The sequence below is a fragment of the Pseudomonas sp. PvP100 genome (assembly GCF_017833055.1).
In the GTDB taxonomy this organism is placed as follows: Bacteria; Pseudomonadota; Gammaproteobacteria; order Pseudomonadales; family Pseudomonadaceae; genus Aquipseudomonas; species Aquipseudomonas syringae.
Genome location: NZ_JAFIBO010000001.1, coordinates 1,192,164 through 1,214,022 on the forward strand (window position 1 = coordinate 1,192,164; position 21,859 = coordinate 1,214,022).

Annotated in this window: 20 protein-coding genes; 10 read left to right on the forward strand and 10 right to left on the reverse strand. The window is 59.8% G+C overall.

Annotated features, from left to right (window positions below):
* Positions 1-343 precede the first annotated feature (343 nt).
* From JOE39_RS05265 to JOE39_RS05275, 3 genes are all read left to right on the forward strand, one after another.
* Positions 344-1,159, forward strand: coding sequence for a class II aldolase/adducin family protein (locus tag JOE39_RS05265; RefSeq protein WP_003409879.1), 816 nt, complete (start codon positions 344-346; stop codon positions 1,157-1,159).
* A 70-nt stretch (positions 1,160-1,229) separates the two neighbouring features.
* Positions 1,230-2,138: a glutaminase B gene (glsB, locus tag JOE39_RS05270; protein ID WP_004404077.1), complete on the forward strand. Its 909-nt coding sequence runs from the start codon at positions 1,230-1,232 to the stop codon at positions 2,136-2,138.
* Positions 2,139-2,225: 87 nt separating this feature from the next.
* Complete coding sequence (locus JOE39_RS05275; RefSeq protein WP_024665424.1) at positions 2,226-3,296, forward strand: DUF1615 domain-containing protein; 1,071 nt, start codon at positions 2,226-2,228, stop codon at positions 3,294-3,296.
* 7 nt (positions 3,297-3,303) lie between these two features.
* Here the strand turns inward: JOE39_RS05275 and JOE39_RS05280 are convergent, their stop codons facing one another.
* Complete coding sequence (locus JOE39_RS05280) at positions 3,304-3,729, reverse strand: DUF1810 domain-containing protein (protein ID WP_004404072.1); 426 nt, start codon at positions 3,727-3,729, stop codon at positions 3,304-3,306.
* A gap of 88 nt (positions 3,730-3,817) precedes the next feature.
* On the opposite strand from JOE39_RS05280, the gene JOE39_RS05285 reads away from it, so the two are divergent.
* The 4 genes from JOE39_RS05285 (at position 3,818) to JOE39_RS05300 (ending at position 9,450) form a co-directional block, all read left to right on the forward strand.
* Positions 3,818-5,629, forward strand: coding sequence for an ABC transporter ATP-binding protein (locus JOE39_RS05285; RefSeq protein ID WP_057445074.1), 1,812 nt, complete (start codon positions 3,818-3,820; stop codon positions 5,627-5,629).
* A 97-nt stretch (positions 5,630-5,726) separates the two neighbouring features.
* On the forward strand, positions 5,727-6,764 hold the full coding sequence (locus JOE39_RS05290; protein ID WP_057445078.1) for an NADP(H)-dependent aldo-keto reductase: 1,038 nt from the start codon (positions 5,727-5,729) through the stop codon (positions 6,762-6,764).
* 66 nt (positions 6,765-6,830) lie between these two features.
* Positions 6,831-7,631 (forward strand): SDR family oxidoreductase, encoded by an 801-nt coding sequence (locus tag JOE39_RS05295; RefSeq protein ID WP_003409893.1) that lies wholly within the window; start codon positions 6,831-6,833, stop codon positions 7,629-7,631.
* Positions 7,624-9,450 (forward strand): glycoside hydrolase family 15 protein, encoded by a 1,827-nt coding sequence (locus JOE39_RS05300; RefSeq protein ID WP_004404055.1) that lies wholly within the window; start codon positions 7,624-7,626, stop codon positions 9,448-9,450. Before JOE39_RS05295 ends, JOE39_RS05300 begins: the two co-directional genes overlap by 8 nt.
* A 55-nt stretch (positions 9,451-9,505) precedes the next feature.
* Here the strand turns inward: JOE39_RS05300 and JOE39_RS05305 are convergent, their stop codons facing one another.
* The 5 genes from JOE39_RS05305 to JOE39_RS05325 are packed head-to-tail and all read right to left on the reverse strand — an operon-like array spanning position 9,506 to position 15,450.
* Positions 9,506-10,930, reverse strand: coding sequence for a glycosyltransferase family 39 protein (locus tag JOE39_RS05305; RefSeq protein WP_032661384.1), 1,425 nt, complete (start codon positions 10,928-10,930; stop codon positions 9,506-9,508).
* A gap of 53 nt (positions 10,931-10,983) precedes the next feature.
* Positions 10,984-11,952 carry a lysylphosphatidylglycerol synthase transmembrane domain-containing protein gene (locus tag JOE39_RS05310; protein ID WP_032661387.1) on the reverse strand — a complete coding sequence of 323 codons (969 nt, stop codon included), beginning with the start codon at positions 11,950-11,952 and terminating at the stop codon, positions 10,984-10,986.
* Entirely contained in the window at positions 11,949-12,689 is a 741-nt protein-coding gene (locus tag JOE39_RS05315; protein WP_032661390.1) for an SDR family oxidoreductase, read from the reverse strand. Before JOE39_RS05315 ends, JOE39_RS05310 begins: the two co-directional genes overlap by 4 nt.
* On the reverse strand, positions 12,686-14,002 hold the full coding sequence (locus tag JOE39_RS05320; RefSeq protein WP_210077733.1) for an FAD-binding oxidoreductase: 1,317 nt from the start codon (positions 14,000-14,002) through the stop codon (positions 12,686-12,688). The genes JOE39_RS05315 and JOE39_RS05320 overlap by 4 nt, the downstream gene beginning before the upstream one ends.
* The gene (locus tag JOE39_RS05325) at positions 13,999-15,450 is read right to left on the reverse strand and encodes a UbiA family prenyltransferase (protein WP_046266241.1); all 1,452 of its coding nucleotides are present in this window, start codon (positions 15,448-15,450) and stop codon (positions 13,999-14,001) included. The genes JOE39_RS05320 and JOE39_RS05325 overlap by 4 nt, the downstream gene beginning before the upstream one ends.
* Positions 15,451-15,879: 429 nt before the next feature.
* On the opposite strand from JOE39_RS05325, the gene JOE39_RS05330 reads away from it, so the two are divergent.
* On the forward strand, positions 15,880-16,104 hold the full coding sequence (locus JOE39_RS05330) for a DUF6555 family protein (RefSeq protein ID WP_003349366.1): 225 nt from the start codon (positions 15,880-15,882) through the stop codon (positions 16,102-16,104).
* A gap of 21 nt (positions 16,105-16,125) precedes the next feature.
* On the opposite strand, the gene JOE39_RS05335 is transcribed toward JOE39_RS05330, so the two are convergent.
* Positions 16,126-17,544, reverse strand: a complete 1,419-nt coding sequence (locus JOE39_RS05335) for an MFS transporter (protein ID WP_024665432.1) — start codon at positions 17,542-17,544, stop codon at positions 16,126-16,128.
* A gap of 302 nt (positions 17,545-17,846) precedes the next feature.
* Here JOE39_RS05335 and JOE39_RS05340 point away from each other — a divergent pair, with 302 nt between their 5' ends.
* On the forward strand, positions 17,847-19,166 hold the full coding sequence (locus JOE39_RS05340; RefSeq protein ID WP_004417997.1) for an Nramp family divalent metal transporter: 1,320 nt from the start codon (positions 17,847-17,849) through the stop codon (positions 19,164-19,166).
* A 61-nt stretch (positions 19,167-19,227) separates the two neighbouring features.
* A complete protein-coding gene (locus tag JOE39_RS05345; RefSeq protein WP_016567988.1) occupies positions 19,228-20,679 on the forward strand; it encodes an MFS transporter in 1,452 nt (483 codons plus the stop codon).
* Positions 20,680-20,685: 6 nt separating this feature from the next.
* Here JOE39_RS05345 and JOE39_RS05350 read toward each other — a convergent pair whose 3' ends face one another.
* From JOE39_RS05350 to JOE39_RS05360, 3 genes are all read right to left on the reverse strand, one after another.
* A complete protein-coding gene (locus JOE39_RS05350) occupies positions 20,686-20,883 on the reverse strand; it encodes a hypothetical protein (RefSeq protein ID WP_003349205.1) in 198 nt (65 codons plus the stop codon).
* 154 nt (positions 20,884-21,037) lie between these two features.
* A complete protein-coding gene (locus JOE39_RS05355; protein ID WP_004404016.1) occupies positions 21,038-21,241 on the reverse strand; it encodes a hypothetical protein in 204 nt (67 codons plus the stop codon).
* A 63-nt stretch (positions 21,242-21,304) separates the two neighbouring features.
* Entirely contained in the window at positions 21,305-21,793 is a 489-nt protein-coding gene (locus JOE39_RS05360; RefSeq protein WP_016567990.1) for a DUF3828 domain-containing protein, read from the reverse strand.
* Between the last annotated feature and the right edge of the window lie 66 nt (positions 21,794-21,859).

Sequence of the window (21,859 nt, forward strand, 5' to 3'; positions counted from 1 at the left end):
GGCGAAAAGGTGACCTGAGTCGGGCCTCAATCCATCTGACATCCCGGAACCGCCGTGTTACGCAGAGCGTCGGCCGCTGTGAGGGGGAGAAATCTTGCAGTCTTCGGCATGCCATGTTCCGGTGGGGATTTAAAATTCTCTGGAGCACATCGATATATAAAAAGTTATTTAAATAGCCTTTAGAAATAATCATAGACCTTCGTGGACATGTGCAAAGGCGGTAGCAGGACTGACTTTAATATTCTCATTTTTTATAATTAGCTTAGAAGTAAATGTGATTTTTAATTGAATCCCCATGCGCCTAGTCTTGCTGATCAGTCAGAAGTCATCCAGGAGCAATACCATGAGCAACGTCAGCGCTTTGCCAGTCCAGTCAGGTACGACGCCGTCGGGTAGCGGCAGCGTGCGCGACAGAGTGTCGCCGGAAGAATGGGAAGTCCGGGTCAAGCTGGCGGCGGCCTATCGGCTGGCGGCGCTCAAGCGTTGGACCGATCATATCTATACGCATTTCTCGGCACGCGTGCCGGGCCCGGACGAGCACTTTCTGATCAACGCGTTCGGGCTGCTGTTCGATGAAATCACCGCGTCCAACCTGGTCAAGGTCGATATTGACGGCACGATTGTCGATGACCCCACCGGGCTGGGTATCAACTACGCCGGTTACGTGATTCACAGTGCCATTCATGCTGCGCGCCACGACCTGCAGGCGGTGCTGCACACTCACACCCGTGACGGTATCGCCGTGTCGGCGCAGAAGGACGGCCTGCTGCCCATCTCCCAGCACTCGATTGCCTTCTCCGGCCGGGTTGCTTACCACGGCTATGAAGGCATTGCGCTGGACTTGAGTGAACGCGAACGGCTGGTCGCCGACCTGGGTGACAAAAGCGTGATGATCCTGCGTAACCACGGGTTGCTGACCGGCGGAGTGAGTGTCGAGCATGCGTTTCAGCAGCTTCATGCCCTTGAGTACGCCTGCAATATTCAGATTGCGGCACAGTCGGCGGGTAACGCCGAACTGGTGTTCCCACCGCGCGAGGTGATTGCCAAGGTGGAGCAACAGGCAAAGGCCATCAAGGACGGCCATGCGCCGGGTGTCGCACGGCACTGGAATGCCCTGATTCGCGAGCTGGAGCGTAACGACACCGACTACAAGACGTGAGCCTGCAACGCAGTGATGCGAGGCGCTTGAGGTTGGTGTAGTGTGCGCAGCCAAAACAAGGGGCGCACACATGCAAGACCTGCTGAACGAAATCCTCGATGAAGTAAGACCCTTGCTTGGTCAGGGCAAGGTGGCCGATTACATCCCGGCACTGGGCGAGGTCCGGCCAGATCAGCTGGGCATCGCGGTGTACGGCAACGATGGTCAGGTGTTCAGCGCCGGGGACGCCGAAACGGCGTTTTCGATACAGAGCATTTCCAAGGTGTTCAGCCTGGTGCAAGCCATCGGTCACTCGGGCGAGGAGATCTGGCAGCGTCTCGGACACGAGCCTTCTGGCCAGCCATTCAACTCGCTGGTGCAGCTGGAGTTCGAGCAGGGCAGGCCGCGCAATCCGTTCATCAATGCCGGTGCGCTGGTGATCTGCGACATCAACCAGGCGCGGTTCGCAGCACCGTCGCTGTCGATGCGCGACTTCGTTCGACGCCTGTGCGGTAATCGGGCGATCACTTCCGACTCCAAAGTCGCCGACTCCGAATACCAGCACCGTTCGCGCAATGCCGCGGCGGCCTATCTGATGAAATCCTTCGACAATTTTCACGGCGATGTGGAAGAAGTGCTGCGCAGCTACTTCCATCATTGTGCGCTGAGCATGAACTGTATCGATCTGGCCAAAGCATTCGGTTTTCTGGCTCATCAGGGCTTTTGCGCTCACAGCGGCGAGCAGATCGTCACTGCGCGGCAGGCCACCCAGGTCAACTCGATCATGGCCACCAGCGGCCTGTACGACGAAGCCGGCAACTTCGCCTATCGCGTAGGCCTGCCGGGCAAGAGCGGGGTAGGCGGTGGTATCGTTGCGATCGTGCCCGAGCGTGCTTCAGTCTGTGTGTGGTCCCCGGAGTTGAACGCAGCGGGCAATTCCCTTGTCGGTATGGCTGCGCTGGAAAAACTCAGCGCGAGGGTCGACTGGTCGGTCTTTTGAGGTGAAAAGCCTTCTGAAGTGAACCGCGCGTCGAAGCGCGAACCAGACAGGAGTCATGGATTGAATAGAAGGCTATGCAAATCGCTCATGCTGAGCGTCGGGTTGCTGATATTGGCAGGCTGTGGCACGCAGCGGGTCCAGGAGCCCGAACTGACGCCTGAACAGGCGCGCGCGCAGATCATGCGCCTGATGCCGGCGACTGCTACGGATCGCCAGGGATGGGCCACGGATATTCACGCCGCGTTTGCCGCGCAGAAGATCCCGCTGACCACCGAAAACCTGTGTTCGGTGATGGCCGTTACCGAGCAGGAATCGACCTTTCAAGTCGATCCTGCAGTGCCGGACATGGGCCACATCGCCCGCGCAGAAATCAATCGCCGCGCTGCGCGACTGCACATTCCCAATGCGCTGATCGCCACCGCGTTACGTGTTCGCTCGCCGGACGGCAAGACTTACGGCAAACGCCTCGATTCTGCGCGCACCGAGAAAGACCTCAGCGCGATCTTTGATGACTTCATCGGCATGGTGCCGCTGGGTCAGGCGTTGTTCGGCAACTTCAACCCGGTCAAGACCGGCGGGCCGATGCAGGTCAGCATCGCCTTTGCCGAGAAGCACGCCGAGGATTATCCCTACACGGTCGATGGTTCGATCCGCCGCGAAGTCTTCACCCGCCGTGGCGGCATGTACTTCGGTATCGCTCACCTGCTGGGCTACCCGGTCAACTACACCCAGTCGTTGTACCGCTTTGCCGACTTCAATGCCGGTTGGTACGCCAGTCGCAATGCCGCGTTCCAGAATGCTGTGAGCCGGGCTACGGGCATCGAGCTGGCGCTGGATGGCGACCTGATCCGCTTTGACTCTACCTCGCCGGGCTCCACCGAGCTGGCAGTACGCACGCTGGGCGATCGGCTGGGCATGAACAAGTCGCAGATATGGAGCCAGCTCAAGCAGGGCGACACGCTGGAATTCGAGGAGACCGATCTGTACAGCAAGGTCTTCGCCCTGGCGGACAGGGCGGCGGGCAAACCTTTGCCCAGGGCCATCCTGCCCGGCATTACCCTGAAAAGCCCGAAAATCACCCGTAACCTCACCACCGCCTGGTTTGCCGAGCGCGTCGACGACCGGCGCGAACGCTGCGTGCAGCGTGCGCCCAAGTGAGGTTGAATCACCGTGACAGGAGTTTTACCGTCATCGCATCTCGCTCGCCTCCGAAAAACGTATCCAGCACCTTTTGAAACACGGGTCGCTCAGGTGCTGCGATGCTGAACAGGGTCATGCTCGAATGCAGTTTCATGTCATCCGGCGAACTGAAGATCTGTCGCGCCGAACGTTCTACCTGAGGCGCAATGATTGCGGCGCACTGTTCCAGACGCGGTCCCAGCACGGGGTGTTGCAGGTAAGCCCGAGCTTCATCGAGGTCGGTGATTGCGTAGTGTCGCGCCGTGTCGCTGCGCCCCAGCCCCTGGATCTGCGGGAACACGAACCACATCCAGTGGGAGCGTTTCTGTCCGGCTCCGAGTTCCGTTAGCACCTGCTGGAACAGCGGTTGCTGGGCATCGACAAAGCGTTGCAGGTTGTAAGCATCTTTCATGATGAGTTTCCTGTTTTTCAACGAACCTGTGGTCGTATGATGGCCGCCCGACATGGGGGTTCGACCTGTCTGAAGAGTTTTTAAGCGTATGCCGGTTTTCAAGCGTTTCATTTCGTTCATGCACCAGGCCTTGCGCGCGATGCATCTGGTCTGGACCACCTCCCGAGCGCTGTCCATCGGGCTGATCGTCGCCACGCTGATCGCCGGCCTGCTGCCCGCGCTGGCCGCCTGGCTCGGCCAGCGCATCGTCGATGCGGTGGTCGCTGCCATGCAGTTGCACGCCAGTGCGGGCGAAGCACCTTTGTGGCCGGTGCTGCGCTATGTGTTGTTCGAAGCCGGTGTGCTGGCTCTGCTCGCGGCAGCACAGCGCGGGCTTTCCGTGCAGCAGGCGTTGCTGCGGGTGCTGCTGGGGCAGAAGGTCAATACCCTGATTCTGGAGAAGGCCCAGACCCTGTCGCTGTCGCAGTTCGAAGACTCCGAGTTTTACGACAAGCTTGTGCGCGTCCGGCGTGAAGCCTCGACACGGCCGCTGGCTCTGGTGACCAAATCGTTGGGGTTGCTGCAAAACCTCATTTCGCTGATCAGCTTTGCCGTATTGCTGGTGCATTTCTCGCCCTGGGCGTTGCTGATTCTGGTGCTCGGCGCGTTGCCGGTGTTCTTTGCCGAAGCGCATTTTTCCGGCGACGCGTTCCGCCTGTTTACCCGGCGCGCTCCGGAAACCCGTCGGCAGAATTACATCGAAACACTGCTCTCCCACGAGGGCTATATCAAGGAGGTGAAGCTGTTCGGCTTCGCGCCGCTGCTGCTCAAGCGCTACCGCGACACCTTCGAGCGTCTGTATGCCGAAGACCGGCGCCTGACGGTGCGCCGTGATGGTTGGGGCTTCCTGCTCGGTCTGCTGGGCACGGCTGCGTTTTACCTGGCCTACGCCTGGGTGGTGGTCGATGCGGTACACGGGCGGATCACCCTGGGGCAGATGACCATGTACCTGGTGCTGTTCAAACAGGGTCAGGCCGCGGTGAGCAGCAGTCTCAGCGCCATCAGTGGTTTGTACGAGGACGGGCTGTATCTGGCTGACCTGTATGTCTACCTCGGTCAGCCGGTTACGCCATCTGCTGGCAGCCTGGCCGTGGGCGCGCAACCCGGTGATGGCATGCGCTTCGAGAACGTCAGTTTCACTTATCCGGGGACCAGCCGTCCGGCACTTGAAAATATCGATCTGCACCTGGCCCCGGGGCGCAGCGTGGCCCTGGTGGGCGAGAACGGGTCGGGAAAAACCACCCTGATCAAGCTGCTGACGCGCCTCTACCAACCCGATCAAGGCCGCATTCTGCTGGACGGCAGCGACCTGCAGGAGTGGGACGAAGATGCTTTGCGCTCGCGCATCGGCGTGATTTTTCAGGACTTCATTCGCTATCAGTTTCAGGTCGGCGAGAACCTTGGGGTCGGCGACACTCAGGCCTTCCATGATGAAGGCCGTTGGCGCGAAGCGGCGGCGCAGGGCATGGCCGCGCAGTTCATCGAACAGCTCGACAAAGGCTACGCCACACAACTGGGCCGCTGGTTTGCGGGAGGTCAGGAACTGTCCGGCGGGCAGTGGCAGAAAATCGCGTTGTCACGCGCTTACATGCGCCGCGACGCCGATATCCTGATTCTCGACGAGCCGACTGCCGCCCTGGATGCCGGGGCAGAAGCGGCGGTATTCGAACATTTTCGCGAGTACGCCAAAGGGCGCATGACGCTGCTCATATCGCATCGGTTTTCCAGCGTGCGCAACGCCGAACACATCGTGGTGCTGGAGCACGGGCGGGTGCTGGAACGCGGTGATCATGACAGCCTGATCGTCGCCGCAGGGCGCTACGCCGCGCTGTTCGATCTGCAGGCGCAGGGTTATCGCTAGGTAAAACCGTATAAAAAGTGTTGCAGTGAATGACCAGTCAGCGTTTTATGGGAGCCCTGTTTCAAGCTGTATCTTTTTGAATCAAACGGAGACATCGATGCAATTTCGTAAATTGGGCAAAACCGATCTGTCGGTCAGCGCGATCTGTCTGGGCACCATGACCTGGGGCGAGCAGAACACCCAGGATGAAGCATTCGAACAGATTCGTATGGCCAAGGATGCCAAGGTTAACTTCCTCGACACGGCAGAAATGTACCCGGTGCCGCCGCGTGGCGAGACCTACACCAAGACCGAAAGCATCATCGGCGAGTACTTCAAGAAGTACGGTGACCGCAACGACTGGGTGCTGGCCAGCAAGGTCGCCGGTCCAGGTCGCATGGATCACATCCGCGATGGCAATCCGCGCCTCGACCGCAAGAACATCACTGCGGCGCTGGAAGCCAGCCTCAAGCGTCTGAACACCGATTACCTGGACCTGTACCAGTTGCACTGGCCGGATCGCAAGACCAACTTTTTCGGCGTGCTCGGTTACACCCACGACCCGGATGATCAGGCCGTCGAAATCGAAGAAACCCTGTCGGTACTGGGTGATCTGGTCAAGGCAGGCAAGATTCGTCACTTCGGCCTGTCCAACGAAACGCCGTGGGGCACCCAGCGTTTTCTGCACCTGGCCGAAACCCTCGATCTGCCACGTGCCGTTTCCATCCAGAACCCCTACAACTTGCTTAACCGCACCTTTGAAGTCGGTCTGGCGGAAATCGCCATTCGCGAACAGATCGGCCTGCTGGCGTACTCGCCACTGGCGTTCGGTGTGTTGGCGGGCAAGTACCTGGACGGCGCACGTCCGGCCGATGGCCGTCTGACCCTGTTCGAGCGTTTCCAGCGCTACAACAACCCGCAGGCCGTCACGGCCACAGCCCAATACGTTGCGCTGGCTCGCGAGCATGGTCTGGATCCTTCGCAGATGGCGCTGGCCTACGTGACCAGCCGTCCGTTCGTGACCAGCAACATCATTGGTGCCACGAAACTGGACCAACTGAAGATCAATCTGGAGAGCATCGACGTCACGCTGTCCGATGAAGTCATCGCCGGTATCGAAGCCATTCACACCTCGCAGCCCAACCCTGCGCCATAACCTGCACTGAACTTAATTTCAGCCTCGCCAGTCAGCACTAGTACGCTTACTCCGAGGCTGAAATTGATGCACATCTCACTCAAGCAACAAGTCGCAATCGTTACCGGCGCCAGTTCCGGTCTGGGCGCAGGCGCTGCACGCGCGCTGGCAGAGGCCGGTGCCGCCGTGGTGATCAACTACAACTCCAAACCTGAACCTGCCGAGAAGCTGGCCGAAGAAATTCGTGCGGCCGGGGGCAAGGCGCTGGCTGTGGGGGCCGACGTTTCGAAAGAAGAAGACGTCGAGCGGCTGTTTGCACAGACCATCGAACATTTCGGCGCGCTGGATATTCTGGTCGCCAATTCCGGCTTGCAAAAGGACGCGTCGATCGTCGACATGTCCCTCGAAGACTGGAATACCGTCATCAACGTCAACCTGACCGGGCAGTTTCTCTGCGCCCGCGCGGCATTGCGCCAGTTCATCAAGCAGGGCATGCGCCCTGAAGTGTCACGGGCCATGGGCAAGATCATTCACATGAGCTCGGTGCATCAGCTGATTCCATGGGCCGGGCACGTCAATTACGCAGCGTCCAAGGGCGGCGTCGACCTGTTGATGCGCAGCATCGCCCAGGAAGTCGGCGAGCTGAAGATTCGCGTCAACAGCGTTGCTCCCGGTGCCATCCGCACGCCGATCAATGCCGATGCACGCAAGGGCGACGCCGAGAAGGAAATGCTCAAACTGATCCCTTATGGTCGTATCGGCGAGCCGGAAGATGTTGCCAATGCGGTGCTCTGGCTGGCGTCCGATGCCTCGGATTATGTGCACGGCACCACCCTGTTCATCGATGGGGGCATGACCCTCTATCCGGAGTTCCGTGGCAATGGCTGACTTTCCCGCAGAGGCGCAAAACCGCATCGAGGATCACGGCATCATCGGCGACATGCGCAGTGCTGCGCTGATTGCCAACACCGGCAGTATCGATTTCTGCTGCTGGCCTGACTTCGACAGCCCGTCGATTTTCACTGCGCTGCTGGACACGCCCGACGCCGGGATCTTTCAGCTGGCGCCCGATCTGCCTGACGCCAGGCGGCTGCAGATCTATCTGCCGGATACCAACGTCCTGCAAACCCGCTGGATTTCCGAGGACGCGGTGGTGGAAGTCACCGACCTGATGCCGATCGGCGAGGATCAGGATGATCTGCCGCGCATCGTGCGCCGCGTTCAGGTGCGCTTTGGCGAGGCCACGCTGCGCATGCGCTGCCGGGTGCGCATGGATTACAGCCGTGCCGACACCACCGCGCGGGTCGATGGTCAGGACATCTGTTTCGAAGCCGCCGGGCAACCGGGCATGCGTTTGTCGGCGACGACACCGTTGCGTCTTGAGCAGCACGACGCCGTGGCCGAATTTCATATGCACAAGGGCCAGACCATCGAGTTCATCCTCGGCGGAATCGATGATTCGAATGTCGCTGCTGGCCGGTGCTCGCGCTATTTCGATGACACCTTGAAGTTCTGGCGGCGCTGGTCCGGGCAGTCGCACTACACCGGGCGCTGGCGTGAAATGGTCACTCGCTCGGCGCTGGCCCTCAAGCTGCTGACCTCGCGCAAGCACGGCGGCATCGTTGCCGCCGCGACGTTCGGTCTGCCGGAAACCGAGGGCGGTGAGCGCAACTGGGATTACCGCTATACCTGGATACGTGATGCGTCGTTCACCGTGTATGCGTTCATGCGCCTCGGGTACACCGATGAAGCCAATGCCTTCATGAACTGGGTGCGCGGGCGACTGGATGACTGCTGCGAACAGACTGAGAAGCTCGGCATTCTCTATGCGCTGGATGGCCACGCTGAGCTGCCGGAAGAGCATCTCGATCACTTGTCCGGCTACGGCGGTGCGCAGCCGGTACGCATTGGCAACGAAGCGTACAAGCAGGTTCAGCTGGACATCTACGGCGAGCTGATGGACGCCGTGTACCTGGCCAACAAATACGGTGATGCCATCTCCCATGACGGCTGGCAGCATGTGGTGCGCCAGGTCGACTATGTGTGCGAGCACTGGAACGACCGGGACGTGGGCATCTGGGAAATGCGCGGCGGCGACCAGCACTTCCTGCACTCGCGGCTGATGTGCTGGGTGGCCCTGGACCGGGCTCTGCGCCTGGCCTTCAAGCGTTCACTGTCGGGGCCGTTCGAGCGTTGGACCAAGGTGCGCGAAGAGATCCACGACGATATCTGGAAGAACTTCTGGAACGACGATCTGGGGCATTTCGTGCAGCACAAGGGCAGCTGCAATCTGGATGCCTCGATGTTGCTGATGCCACTGGTGCGCTTCGTCGGCGCCAACGATCCCAAGTGGCTGGCGACGCTGGATGCCATCGAGGGCGCGTTGGTGCGTGACGGGATGGTGTTCCGTTACCGCAACGACGACGATCATGATGACGGTCTGGCAGGTGAAGAGGGCGCCTTCGTGGCCTGCTCGTTCTGGTACGTCGAATGTCTGGCCCGCGCCGGCCGGGTCGAACAGGCGCACCTGGAGTTCGAGCAACTGCTGCGTTACGCCAATCCGCTGGGCTTGTACGCCGAAGAGTTCGACGCGCATGCTCATCACCTCGGCAATACACCGCAGGCCCTGAGCCATCTGGCGCTGATCAGTGCGGCCAGTTTTCTGGACCGCAAACTGGGCGGCGGGCAGGCGCTCTGGCAGCCTTGACACGGTGAACAAACGCATCATGAATGGACGTTCAACGCTTCAGCCATGATTCGTTTCACTCGGCGTGCAATGAATACCCCACTGGCTGTTCTTCAAGTCGGTGGTCTTGCGCCACAGTCGCGCAATAACTCAACCGCGGCAGATAAACGCCGTTGCTGCGCATGGCTGCCCGAATCGCCACGTCGTCATCACAGGTCGCCAGCGTGCGTCCGGCAAGCAGCCCGATCGCTTGCGCCGAGCGCATCGCGCCCATCGGTGTCCAGTCGGCAATGATCAACGCACCTCCGGGCACTACCGGCTCGTAGGCGCGCACGAAATGCTCAGCAGACCGGTCGCGCAGGTAGGGCACCATGAAGTAGCGGATATCGTCACGATAGGGCAACTGCTCCTTGTGCGCCGGAAGGGTGATCACCCCGTTGGCGTAGAGTGAATACGTCAGCAGGATGACTACCGGTGCCGACAATGCCGAGAGACTGAGCAATGTTCCGCGTGCCGCTGTGCGGGGCAGGATACGTCGCAACTGAATCATGCCGAGGATCGTCAGTATCGCTGCACCGGGCAGAAAAAAGGTAAAGCGGTCGGTCACATTGTAGGAAATGGCGAACACCAGATTCAGCAGCGCGGCGCTCCATAACAAGCGCAGCCGGCTTCCCCTGGGAAACAGCAGCCCCGCCAGTTGCGGCCCGATCAGCGACAGCAGCAACAGCGCTACCGCGCTCTTCTCCTCGAGGAGTTTGTCGAAACGCAACAGACTGCCTTCCCACTCCGGCCCTGCAACGGTCGCGCTGGCCCCGGTCATGTAACGATGCGCAATATCCAGCAGGCCCATCCCGGCGTTCAGGTCATTGATTACCGCAACAGCGGCCGCCGCGAAACCAAGCATGAAGCCGGGCAGGGTGATCAATACTCGCGCCTTGTGCTGAAACAGCAGGTGCAGGTAAAGCGGCAGCAGAACCACGAACGTCAGTTGATGAACCGAGGCCGCCAGCCCGGTGAGGACGCCAATCGCGAAGAGTTTTTTCAGCGGCGTCAAAACGGGACTGTCATTGAAAGACAGCGCATAGGCCAGTAGCACGAGCAGCGTGTGCAACAGGTAGACCTCAGCCTTGGTCGACACCCAGAACACGCCATGGGTCAGTGTTGTCGCCGCGGCAGCGAGCAGTGCCTGGCGTGCACCCGCGCCAACGCTCTGCGCCAATCGGTAGACGACCCAAGCCAGCGGCAGGAGAAGCACCGAATTCAGCAGGCTGAGCGAGCGTGCACTGAACAGGTTGAAAAAAACCGTATTGAACAGCTGATAAAACGGATGCTCAAGTGGCCCGAGCGACTGGCTGAAATACTGACCCTCATGGGCGTTGGCCAGGAACACGCCATTGTCCATCCATTGCACCGGACCACTGGAGGCCAGAAAGCTCGCCGTGATGGCGGCACCTAGCAAAAACAGGGGGATACACATCGATGTGCGCGAATCGAGTGGCATTGAACCGCTCCTCCGTGAGATGAACAAAAATGTCGAGCGTCTGTGTTACGGCCTCAGGGCTGAGGAGTCGGTGCGGGTACCGCGCCGGTAAAGCGCGAGAGCATCACGGCGCCGATGGCCACCGCAAACCACAGGGTCGCCAGACGTATCAGCAATGTCGCAGCAATCGCATCGGCCCCCGGCATGCCCTTGAACATCAGCAGTCCGACCATCACCGCTTCGGCGCTGCCCAGGCCGCCCGGCATGAAGCTCAAGGCCCCCGCGAGCATCGCCAGTGCATAGGTAAATACGGTAAAGGTCAGCGGGATCTGCGCGCCCATCCAGCCAAGCATCCAGTAAAACGCCAGTGCCTCGGCGCTCCAGGCCAGCAGACTGAGCAGGCTGGCGGTCAGCAGCACGTTGCCATGCAGGCACTGGCGAGCGGCAAGCAGCACGTTGAACAACTGCTGCCACAGGCTGCTGGCTCGCGTGTTTTTTGTGGGCAGTGAAACCTGTAAACGCTCCAGCAAGTGACGGCGAGACAGCACCAGCGAACCCGTCAGAACCAGTGCCAGACCGAGCAGGATCATCGGCTGCGCCTGCGGATACCACGACAGTCCGAACAGCGTGAGCAGTACGATGGCCAGCAGATCGGAAAGACGCTCGCTGACAAACGCGGCAAAGCTTTGCGGGTACGGCACGCCCAGCGGCCTGAGCAATACGCCACGCAGCGCTTCACCGGCCTTGCCGGGAGTCGTGGTCAGGGCGAAGCCAGCCAGATAGATCCGCAGGCTTTTTCGCCAGGCCAACGGATGCCCCAACACTGAAAGGTAGAGTTGCCAGCGGACGAAGCGCAGCGCGTAGTTGATTGCAGACATCAACAACGCCACGCCGATGCCGAGCAGCCCGACCTTGCCCGTCGCTGCGCTGACCGCCTGCCAGCCGCCCCACAGTGAGAAACCCAGATACCCCATGGCCGAGAAGACGATCGACAGAAGCACTGCCCGATAGCGCCATCCGGACAGCAACAGCGAGCCGGTCACAGGTTGAGCCTTTTGAACAATGGCTGCGGGATCGAGCGAATCACCCACATGATCCATGCCCAGAAGCCGGGCGCGTAAAGGCTTGTTGATTGGCGTGCGATGCCATTGACGATGCGTTCGGCAACGTCTTCCGGATGTGCCACCAGCCAGGCCGGCAGTGGCAGACCCCGGGTCATGGGCGTGTCGACAAAGCCTGGCTTTATGGTCACTACGTGTACGCCCAGCTTGAACATCCGCGCCTGTAACCCGTCGCAGAACGTCGAGACGGCAGCTTTGGCCGAGCCGTACAGATAATTGGAAGGGCGTCCGCGATCGCCCGCGACCGAGGAAATCACCGCCAGTGTGCCGCAACGCTGGACCTCGAAATGCTTGGCCAACACGGTCAGCAAGGCAATCATCGATGCACCATTGGTGATGAATTCCTGCACAGCCAGCCCTGCGTTTTGCTCGCAGGCCTTCTGATCGGGCAAGGTGCCGTGAGCCAGAAGCACGATATCTATCTGCCCAAGTGCAGCCAGGCAATCGGCCAGCATCGCCGGGTGCGCCGAGAAGTGCGTGACGTCCATTTGATAGGTGTCTACGTGTCCGGCACCGCGGGCCCTGAGGTCGGCGGCATTACCCGCGAGCTTGTCCGTATTGCGCGCGACCAGGAAAAAATCGCAGCCTTGCGCAGCCCAGCGTCGGGCACAGGCATGGGCGATGGTTGATGTAGCGCCAATGATCAGAATCTTTTTCATGACATCACTCGTTTCCAGAAGCGGGACATCAAAGAGGGGTCGCGCAGGGCTTCCAGTTGTTCCCACGCCGGATAGGCCTGACGGAAGTCGCTGCCGCTCATGTGTGCATCCTTGGCCGGGTACAGTCGTCCACCCGCGTCACGGATAATGGCGTCCAGACGCGGGAACAGTGAGCCGGCCAGATCGCGCGTCTGCGCAAAGTCCAGTGCCAGCGAGGTGCCCTGCATCGGAAAAGACAGCAGTCCCGGCGAGACGATGTCACCGCAGCGCTTGAGCACTGCGAGGAATGATCCCTGTCCCGAGGCTGCGATGGCATCGAGCAGCAGCTGCATGGCCTGGGGTGCGCAGTGCTCGGGAATCACGCACTGGTATTGCTGAAACCCCTTGCGACCATAAAGACGATTCCAGTGCAGCATTCGATCCAGCGGGTAGAAGAACGCCTCGCAGGTGGTGCGGCGGGGCGTTGGCAGGTCTGAGTGCGCGTGCCAGTACAGAGAATTGAGCGCACGCAAGGACAGGCTGTTGACCAGCGACACCGGAGGCGTGAACGGCACGCTCAGGCGATTGCGCGCCTCAACCGACAGTGACCCATAACGGGCGTGGTTGCCGACGATGTAGACCCCGCGGCCGCTATGGGCGCCGCGGGCCAGGCAGTCGATCCAGGCGACGCTGTATTCATGCTGCGCATCCAGCTCTTGCGACAGCGTAAAGAACTCCGCCAGATTGGCGAAGCGCACTGCCGTACTGTCGATCTGGGCGCTGCGGATCGGCATCAACTGCAGCTCGACCCAACTGATAACGCCAGTCAGACCGAGGCCGCCGATGCTGGCGGCGAAAAAACGGGGATTGTCCACGGCTGAGCAGACCATGGGCGGCTGGTCATGACGGATCAGCTCGAAGCGCCTGACATGACAGCCAAAGGTGCCGCGCCGATGATGGTTCTTGCCGTGCACATCATTGGCCAGCGCGCCGCCTATCGTCACGTACTGTGTGCCCGGCGTGACCGGTAGAAACCAGCCGTGCGGGATCGCTGCCGCGAGCAGTTGCGACAGTGTCATGCCCGCTTCCAGTTGCACCACACCGCGCTGCCAGTCCGCAGCAATGAAACGATCCAGTCCGCTCATGTCCAGTACGTGATCGCTGCTGGCCAGACAGCTGTCGCCGTAGCTGCGGCCGTTGCCGAAGGGCAGGCTGGTGTGATGGCGTGCAACGGTTTGCGAGATGTGCGCGGGCAATCGTTTTATCGAATCACATTCGTGACCCTGCTGGGCAACCTGCGGGTAGCGGCCCCAGGAGTAAAGAGGCCCGCTCATGCCGCGACCCAGAACACCAGCAGGAACAGCAAGCCGATCCCCTGACTGATCCGGTCGCGAATCGCGAAAACCACCGGATCCTCGTTCATTTCACCGCGATGGGTGAGCATCCAGATCCGGGTGATCCAGAACAACAGCAATGGGCAGGCCAGCCAGATAACGTGCGGGTGCTGATACAAAGCCACCGTCGCACCTTCATGGATGTAAAGCGCCAGCACCATCACTGCCAGATTGCCTGACGAGGCCCCCAATGAAGCGATCATGTCCAGATCGCCCGGGTAGTAACCACGGCCAGCCGTCTTGCCTGTTACAGCGCGCAGTCGTGCCTCGCGCAGTTCGGCATAGCGCTTGACCAGCGCCAGGCTGAGAAACAGAAACATCGAAAACGCCAGAATCCAGAACGTCAGTGGCAATTGAAACGCGGCAGCACCGGCCAGAATACGCGTGGTATAGAGCATCGCCAGAACGATGACGTCGACGGCCATGTGGCGCTTGAGGTAAAGCGAATAAACCAGCGTCAGCAGGTAATAGGCTGCCAGCACCGCCGAAAATTGCCACGGCAATCCTGTTGCCGCAGCGGAGAAGGCTGCGGCGAGCAACAGCGGTATGACCAGCAGGCCGGATTTTATCGACAGCGCACCACTGGCGAACGGGCGCTCGCGCTTGCTTCTGTGGTGGCGGTCGTCTGCCAGGTCAAGAAGGTCGTTGAGCAGGTATACACTGGATGCGCACAGCCCGAAACACAGAAAGGCCAGCAAACCGTCGAGCAGCAACTGCGTGTTCTGGACCTGATGAGCAGCCAGCAGGGGCATAAAAATCAGCGCGTTCTTCAGCCATTGGTGCAGGCGCAGCGCCTTGCGCCAGGCGCTGGACCCGGACGCTGCCGATTGGATAACCTGCTCGACGTTGCCTTGTGCCCGCGCCTTGCGCTCCACACCGGCAAGCGGGCTGGCGACGATGGCCTTGCGTGAGACACCCCAGATGCACAGATCGTCCCGGGAGTTGCCGATGTAATCGAAGCCCTGCTCACCATAATGGCTAACCAGCAAATCGCGTTTGCGATGCGCGGAAAGGTTGGTTCTACCGTCCGAGGCCCACACCTGATCGAACAGTTGCAGGTGTGCCGCGATCCGGTTGGCGAGGGTTTCGTGGGAGGCGGTAGCCAGAATCACGCTTCTACCGGTTTGCCGCTCGGTCTGAATGTAATCAATGACGTCAGCGTTGAACGGCAGTAACGCTACGTCAATCTCGGTACCCAGCGCCAGGCCTTGCTTGAGAGACGCCTTGCCCTGCAGCAGCCAGGTGAGAAGACTGAACAGCTTTAACGGATGATTACGGATAAACGCCACTGCGGTTTCAAACAGCATGTCAGATCGCAGCAATGTTCCGTCGAGGTCGACAACCAGCGGTGTATGAACCTCAAGAATTCTTCCTTGAATACCGGGCATGAATAGTTGCTCCTGTGAACGTGAGCGCACTATGGAACGAAAACGGACATTCGCCACTTCAATAAAGTTAAACGCTGTTCGTAATTGAGCCGTGCCGGTGGCGTCAGAAAAATCAGCTGTTTGACACTATTCGCCACACAACGGCTATTGATCCGTTATTCGATCAAAGACCGGAATCTGGTGGTGGCAACGGTGATGGCTGGCGAGTGCCGCGCGACCCATCGCGATCTGGCAGAGGCAGTGCCCTTCCGGCGATTCTTTACCGATCGGTATCAGCGACTCCGCTTGACCCGTTGCAGATCCCGGCCCCGCGCGGACTGCGCTTGAGGTGTTCATTGGTCGCAGACATCAAAAAAATAATGAATTTCTTCGCCATGAATAGAGTCACCTATACTTCAAGTCACTGCTGAAAAAAGGATCAGGCTTTCAATGGCACTTCCAAAGCATTACCGCATTGATTATCTGCTAAATGGTTCGTTCAAGAGTTTTTATATACGAACCGAGAATATGGACAACGCTCAAGCATGGCACTGTGCAAGTGTCGATGCAGGCCTCGCACGCATACCTAAATATAGATTGGAGAAGGTTGCTCGCGTATCCAAACCTTACGCCGAGCACTTTGGTGTCACCAACGTTGAGTGGGCTCAGGCCTGAGCCCACTCAACCCTGCACTCGTCAGCGGTGAGCGATCTGCTCCAGCGCAAGATTGCGTGTGCGTGGCCCGAACCGGCCGATGGTGACGATCACGATCAACATGCTGCCGACAATGAAGGCCAGTACGCCCGGCGTGCCGAAGTGGTCGAGAAATATCCCGATCAGCAGGCTGCTGAACACCGTCGACAGTCGGCTGAACGAGTAGCAGAAGCCTACCGCGCGAGCGCGGATATTGGTCGGGAACAGCTCGCCCTGGTACGAGTGATAGCTGAAGCTCAGCCATGCGTTGCAGAACGTGATCATGATCCCGCAGAAAATCAGTCCTGCCGCGCTGGTCTGGAACGCGAACAGGCTGCCGAAGATCATGGCCCCTAATGCGGATCCGACGATTTGCCACTTGTTCTCGAAGCGGTTGGCGAACTTCACGAACAGCAACGGCCCCAGCGGATAAGCCAGGGTAATCACGAACGCATACGCCAGGCTGTGGGTGACGCTCAGGCCCTGACCAGAGAGCAGGGCGGGCAACCAGTTGCCGAAGCCAAAGAAACCGATGGCCTGAAAAACGTGAAAGACGATCAGCATCAAGGCGCGACGACGATAGGGCGGTTGCCACATGTCGGCAAATCGGCCTTTGCCTGACACGGCCACGTTGTCCGGTTCAGGCTCATCCAGTGGTTTGCCGTGGTCCTTGATGCAGCGCGCCTCGATTCCGTCCAGGACTCGCTCGGCTTCATCGAAGCGTCCCTGCTGCGCCAGCCAGCGCGGCGATTCCGGCAGCGCCGAGCGCAACCACCAGACGAACAAGGCAAAGACTGCACTGCTGATCACTACCCAGCGCCAGCCGGAAAAACCGAAAGGGTCCTGGGGCACCAGCCACCATGACATCAGCGCGACGCTGGGGACTGACAAAAACTGAATGAAGAAAGCGAAGGCGAACGCCGAACTGCGTATGCGCTTAGGCACCAGCTCTGACAGGTAGGTGTCGATGGTGACCAATTCGACGCCCAGGCCAATACCCACGACGAAGCGCATGCCAATCACGCCCAGTGCAGAGGTCTGCAGGCCCATGATCACGGTGGCAACGGTGTACCAGATCAGCGCGAAGGTGAAGATCGCGCGGCGTCCGTAGCGATCAGCAATCGGGCTGACGAGGCTGGCACCGAAGAACAGGCCCAGAAAAGTCGCCGAGGCAAAGGCCGCCTGATCGGAGAAGCCGAACAGGCCCTGACTGCCCGTGGCGAAGATTCCCTCACGGATCAGGCCGGGGCTGATGTAGGCGGTCTGGAACAGGTCGTAAAGCTCGAAAAAACCGGCGATGGACAGCAGCGCGACCAGTCGCCAGATGGTCGCGACAGCAGGCAGTCTGTCAATGCGCGCCGAGATATACGCTGCCCGCAACGGCTCGTTCGCGGCTGCCTCGGTATGAGGTAATGAGTTCATGGATGGCCATCCTGAGTTCTTGTTGAGGCCTGGATACTACTCCTTACAAGTTGTAATCAATGGTCTTTTAATGCGGTTATTGAGGTTTAAAAGATGAAAAATTGTTCATAGGATTAGTTTTTCGATTTTTTATATCGGATCCATTAGAGCGCTAGTGTCACTTGGTCATGAGGTAAATGCATTGATGGCTTGGCAAGGAATGGCGGTGCAAAAAAACCGCAGGCATGAAGCCATCAACGATGTATCAACATGTGTCGCAAAACCTTAGGATTAGACCTTCACTTTCTGCATGCCGGGTTCCCGTGACGTACAAACTGCCCACCACAGCCACTGCTCCTTTTTGCCCCTCGGCGACCACTGACAGTGTGGCCATTCCGCCGAACGCGTCCTTGATGCGCAAGATGATGCTGTTCGTCGGGCCGGGCCTGCTGGTTTCGATCGGCTACATGGATCCTGGTAACTGGGCGACAGCCATCGAGGCCGGGTCGCGCTTCGGCTATTCACTGCTGTTCGTGGTGGTGCTGGCCAGCCTCTCGGGAATGGTCTTGCAGAACCTTTGCTCGCGTCTGGGCATCGCGACCGGCCGTGACCTTGCGCAGTTGTCCGCCGCCCGCTACAGCCGCAAGGTCGCCAAGGGCCAGTGGCTGCTGGCAGAGCTGTCGATCATTGCCACCGATCTGGCGGAAGTGCTGGGGGCTGCGTTGGCGTTTCATCTGTTGCTCGGCGTTTCCATCACCACCGGTGTGGCGCTGACCGCTTTCGATACGCTGATTGTGCTGGCCTTGCAGGGCGCCAATTTTCGTCGTCTGGAAGCCATCGTGCTGGGGCTGATTGCAACCATCGCCAGTTGCTTCGCCGTCGAGTTGTTTCTGATCAAGCCGTTCTGGCCCGACGTCGTCGCGGGTCTCAAGCCGAGTTGGGATGTGTTGAGCAGCCAGGAGCCGCTGTATATCGCCATCGGCATTCTGGGCGCCACCGTCATGCCGCATAACCTTTATCTGCACTCATCGGTGGTGCAGACGCGGGTCAACGGTTCCGACCAGGCCAGCAAGGCCAGCGCCATTCGCTATGCACGGCTCGATACCATCGGTTCGTTAAGCCTGGCGCTGCTGATCAATGCGGCGATTCTGATCCTTGCTGCTGCCGCTTTTCACAAGACCGGGCATACCGAGGTGGTCGAGATTCAGGACGCCTACCACCTGCTTGATCCGCTGGTGGGTGGTGCGATCGCCAGCGTGCTGTTCGGTATTGCCTTGCTGGCGGCGGGGCAAAGCTCGACCTTCACCGGCACCATCGCCGGCCAAGTGGTGCTCGAAGGTTTTCTGCAGGCGAAGATTCCGTGTTGGCAGCGGCGTTTGATCACTCGGGCGCTGGCACTGATTCCGGCGCTGATCGGCGTGGTCTGGCTGGGTGACAGCTCGGTGGGGCAGATGCTGGTGCTCAGTCAGGTCGTGCTGAGCCTGCAACTGCCTTTCGCGCTCTGGCCGTTGATTCGTTTTACCAGCGACCCACAATTGATGGGGCCGTTCGTCAACAGCCGGCTGGTGAAAACGGCTGCCTGGGGGCTGTTCGGGCTGATCTCGGCGGCCAACCTGACGTTGCTGTGGTTCTGGATCAGCTGAACTTGATCGGCTGCAGCGACTCTCACACCTGACACCAATGTCAGCCGTCAGGTAGCCGGACATGAGCACACCGAGCGATAAGGGCAGCGTCTTCGAAACCGATTTGCCTGCACGTCTGGACCGCCTGCCTTGGGGGCGATTCCATACCTTGCTGGTCGTGGCGCTGGGGATCACCTGGCTGCTGGACGGCCTGGAAGTGACCCTCGCAGGCTCGGTAGCCGGGGCCTTGAAAGCCAGCCCGGCGCTCAACCTCAGCAACAGTGACATTGGCCTGGCGGGCGCCGCCTACATTGCCGGTGCTGTGCTGGGCGCGTTGTTCTTCGGCTGGCTGGCGGACCGTCTCGGGCGTCGCAAACTGTTCTTCATCACCTTGCTGCTGTATGTCGGCGCGACGGCCGCCACGGCGTTCTCCTTCAGTGTATGGAGCTTCATGCTGTTCCGCTTTCTGACCGGCATGGGCATCGGCGGCGAGTACACGGCAATCAACTCGACCATTCAGGAATTTACCCCGGCCCGCTATCGGGGGTGGGTCGACCTGACCATCAATGGCACGTTCTGGCTGGGCGCTGCGCTCGGGGCCATTGGCTCGATTGTCTTGCTCGACCCGCTGTGGATCGGCGCCGAGCTGGGCTGGCGCCTGTGTTTCGGGATCGGCGCGGTATTGGGGCTGCTGGTTCTGCTGATGCGCCTGTGGTTGCCAGAGAGCCCGCGCTGGTTGTTGATACATGGCCAGGCTGAACAGGCGAAGCAGATCGTTGAGCAGATAGAAGCAGACTTGCAGCGCCAGGGCCACGTATTGCCCGCCGTGTCGGGCAGCCCCCTGCGGCTGCATGCCCGTGACCACACGCCGCTGGGCGAGGTCGCCAGAACGTTGCTGGTGACGTTCCGTCAGCGTTCGCTGGTAGGCCTGACGCTGCTCACCGCCCAGGCGTTTTTCTACAATGCGATTTTTTTCACCTACGCACTGGTACTGACCGACTTCTATGGCGTGCCGGCCGAGCGCGTCGGCTGGTATGTGCTGCCACTGGCGTTGGGCAACTTCTGCGGCCCGCTGCTACTAGGCAGACTGTTTGACGTGGTAGGACGGCGGGTGATGATCAGCCTCACGTATGGCGTTTCGGGCGTACTGCTGGCAATCAGTGGCTACCTGTTCCAGCAAGGCTTGCTGGACGTTACCCAGCAGGCCATCGCCTGGATGGTGATTTTCTTCTTTGCATCGGCAGCGGCCAGCTCGGCCTACCTGACCGTCGCCGAAACCTTTCCACTGGAAATCCGTGCCTTGGCGATTGCGGTGTTTTACGCATTCGGTACCGGGCTGGGTGGGATGATTGGCCCGACGCTGTTCGGCGAGCTGATCGAAACCGGCGAGCGCAGCAATGTGCTAATCGGCTATCTGATCGGAGCAGGGCTGATGTTGCTGGCGGCGATTGTGCAATCGATATGGGGCACGGCTGCCGAGCGCAAATCTCTGGAAGATGTGGCCAGACCGTTGTCGCAGGCCGGGGACCGATAGGGGGCGTTAACGGAATATGCCGCGCAGGCTGTCCACGGACGCCTGCAGGCCGATGATCCGCTCACTGACCTCTTGCGCTTCGTGTGCCCGGGAAGTTCGCTCGAGGTACAGGAGATGTCCGGCCAGGTTGGCCGAAACAAGTTCCAGGTCGTCGGCAGTACGCCTGATGTACGCCTGCATGTCTTGCAACTGTTCGATCTGCACGGATGGTGCCCTTATAGGTCGCATCCGAGCGCACTAAATGAATGGGGGGCAATCATCAATCCACCCAACCGAGTTGTCGGCGGCAAGGCCGGTTTTCTTTAATGCCGCAGGTAAATAAACAGGCCAATCATTTTTTCGCATCGTGCCGAGCGATCTATTCGTCTTCCTGATCATCGTGTTCCGAGTAGGAGTCCAGCAACTCGGCCAGCGCCAGAGTGCGGTCCAGCCCTTTGCGGGTGGACATGATTTCGGCTACCGCCTGCGTGGCGGCAACTCTGGCAGCTTCGCGTTCGGCATCGGTGTTATTGGGCGTGGCGGCCTGCGCAGCCTCAATAATCGATTGCTCAAAGGTATTCATGGTGCTCGCTCGTGAAATTCAAGTGCCTGTGATACCGAGAATGGCGGATTGTTTCAAGGCCGATCAATCACCTTCGTAGGGAAATTCCTCCAGGCTCTGCATCAGCGCGACACCCTGTGGCCCCTGCAGATTCTCCAGCACCCAGCAACTGTTGGCATTTTTGGCCAGCAGCAGGCGTGTCGTCTGGCTGGCGACCGGCTGCTGAGGGGCATCCTTGTAACCCAGGTTATAGGTCATTTCGACCACCGCCTGCTTGTCCGAAGTGGACACCAGCTTCCAGTCGATCGGCTTTTGCACATCACCGTCCTGCGCGTCGGTCCACGGGTTGGCACTGACGGCGCATTGATCGCCGTTCTGGCACGCCCAGTCCTTCTTGAGCAGGCTCAGCAGCGGTTTGGACAAATAATCAGCGCTGCCTTTGCCATTCAGATAAAAATCCTGGTGCTTCTCGTAGATCCAGCGCGCCGTGTCGACCGGGGTTGCAGCCGGGCAGGCCGCATGGGCAGTGGTTGAAAGCAGGCAAGCAAAGGCAATGGCGACGGTTCTGGACATGGAGCGGGCTCGCAGAAAAGGTGGCAGTGGGGGTGACAGGCACATGACAGTGCATTTGTAAGCCAA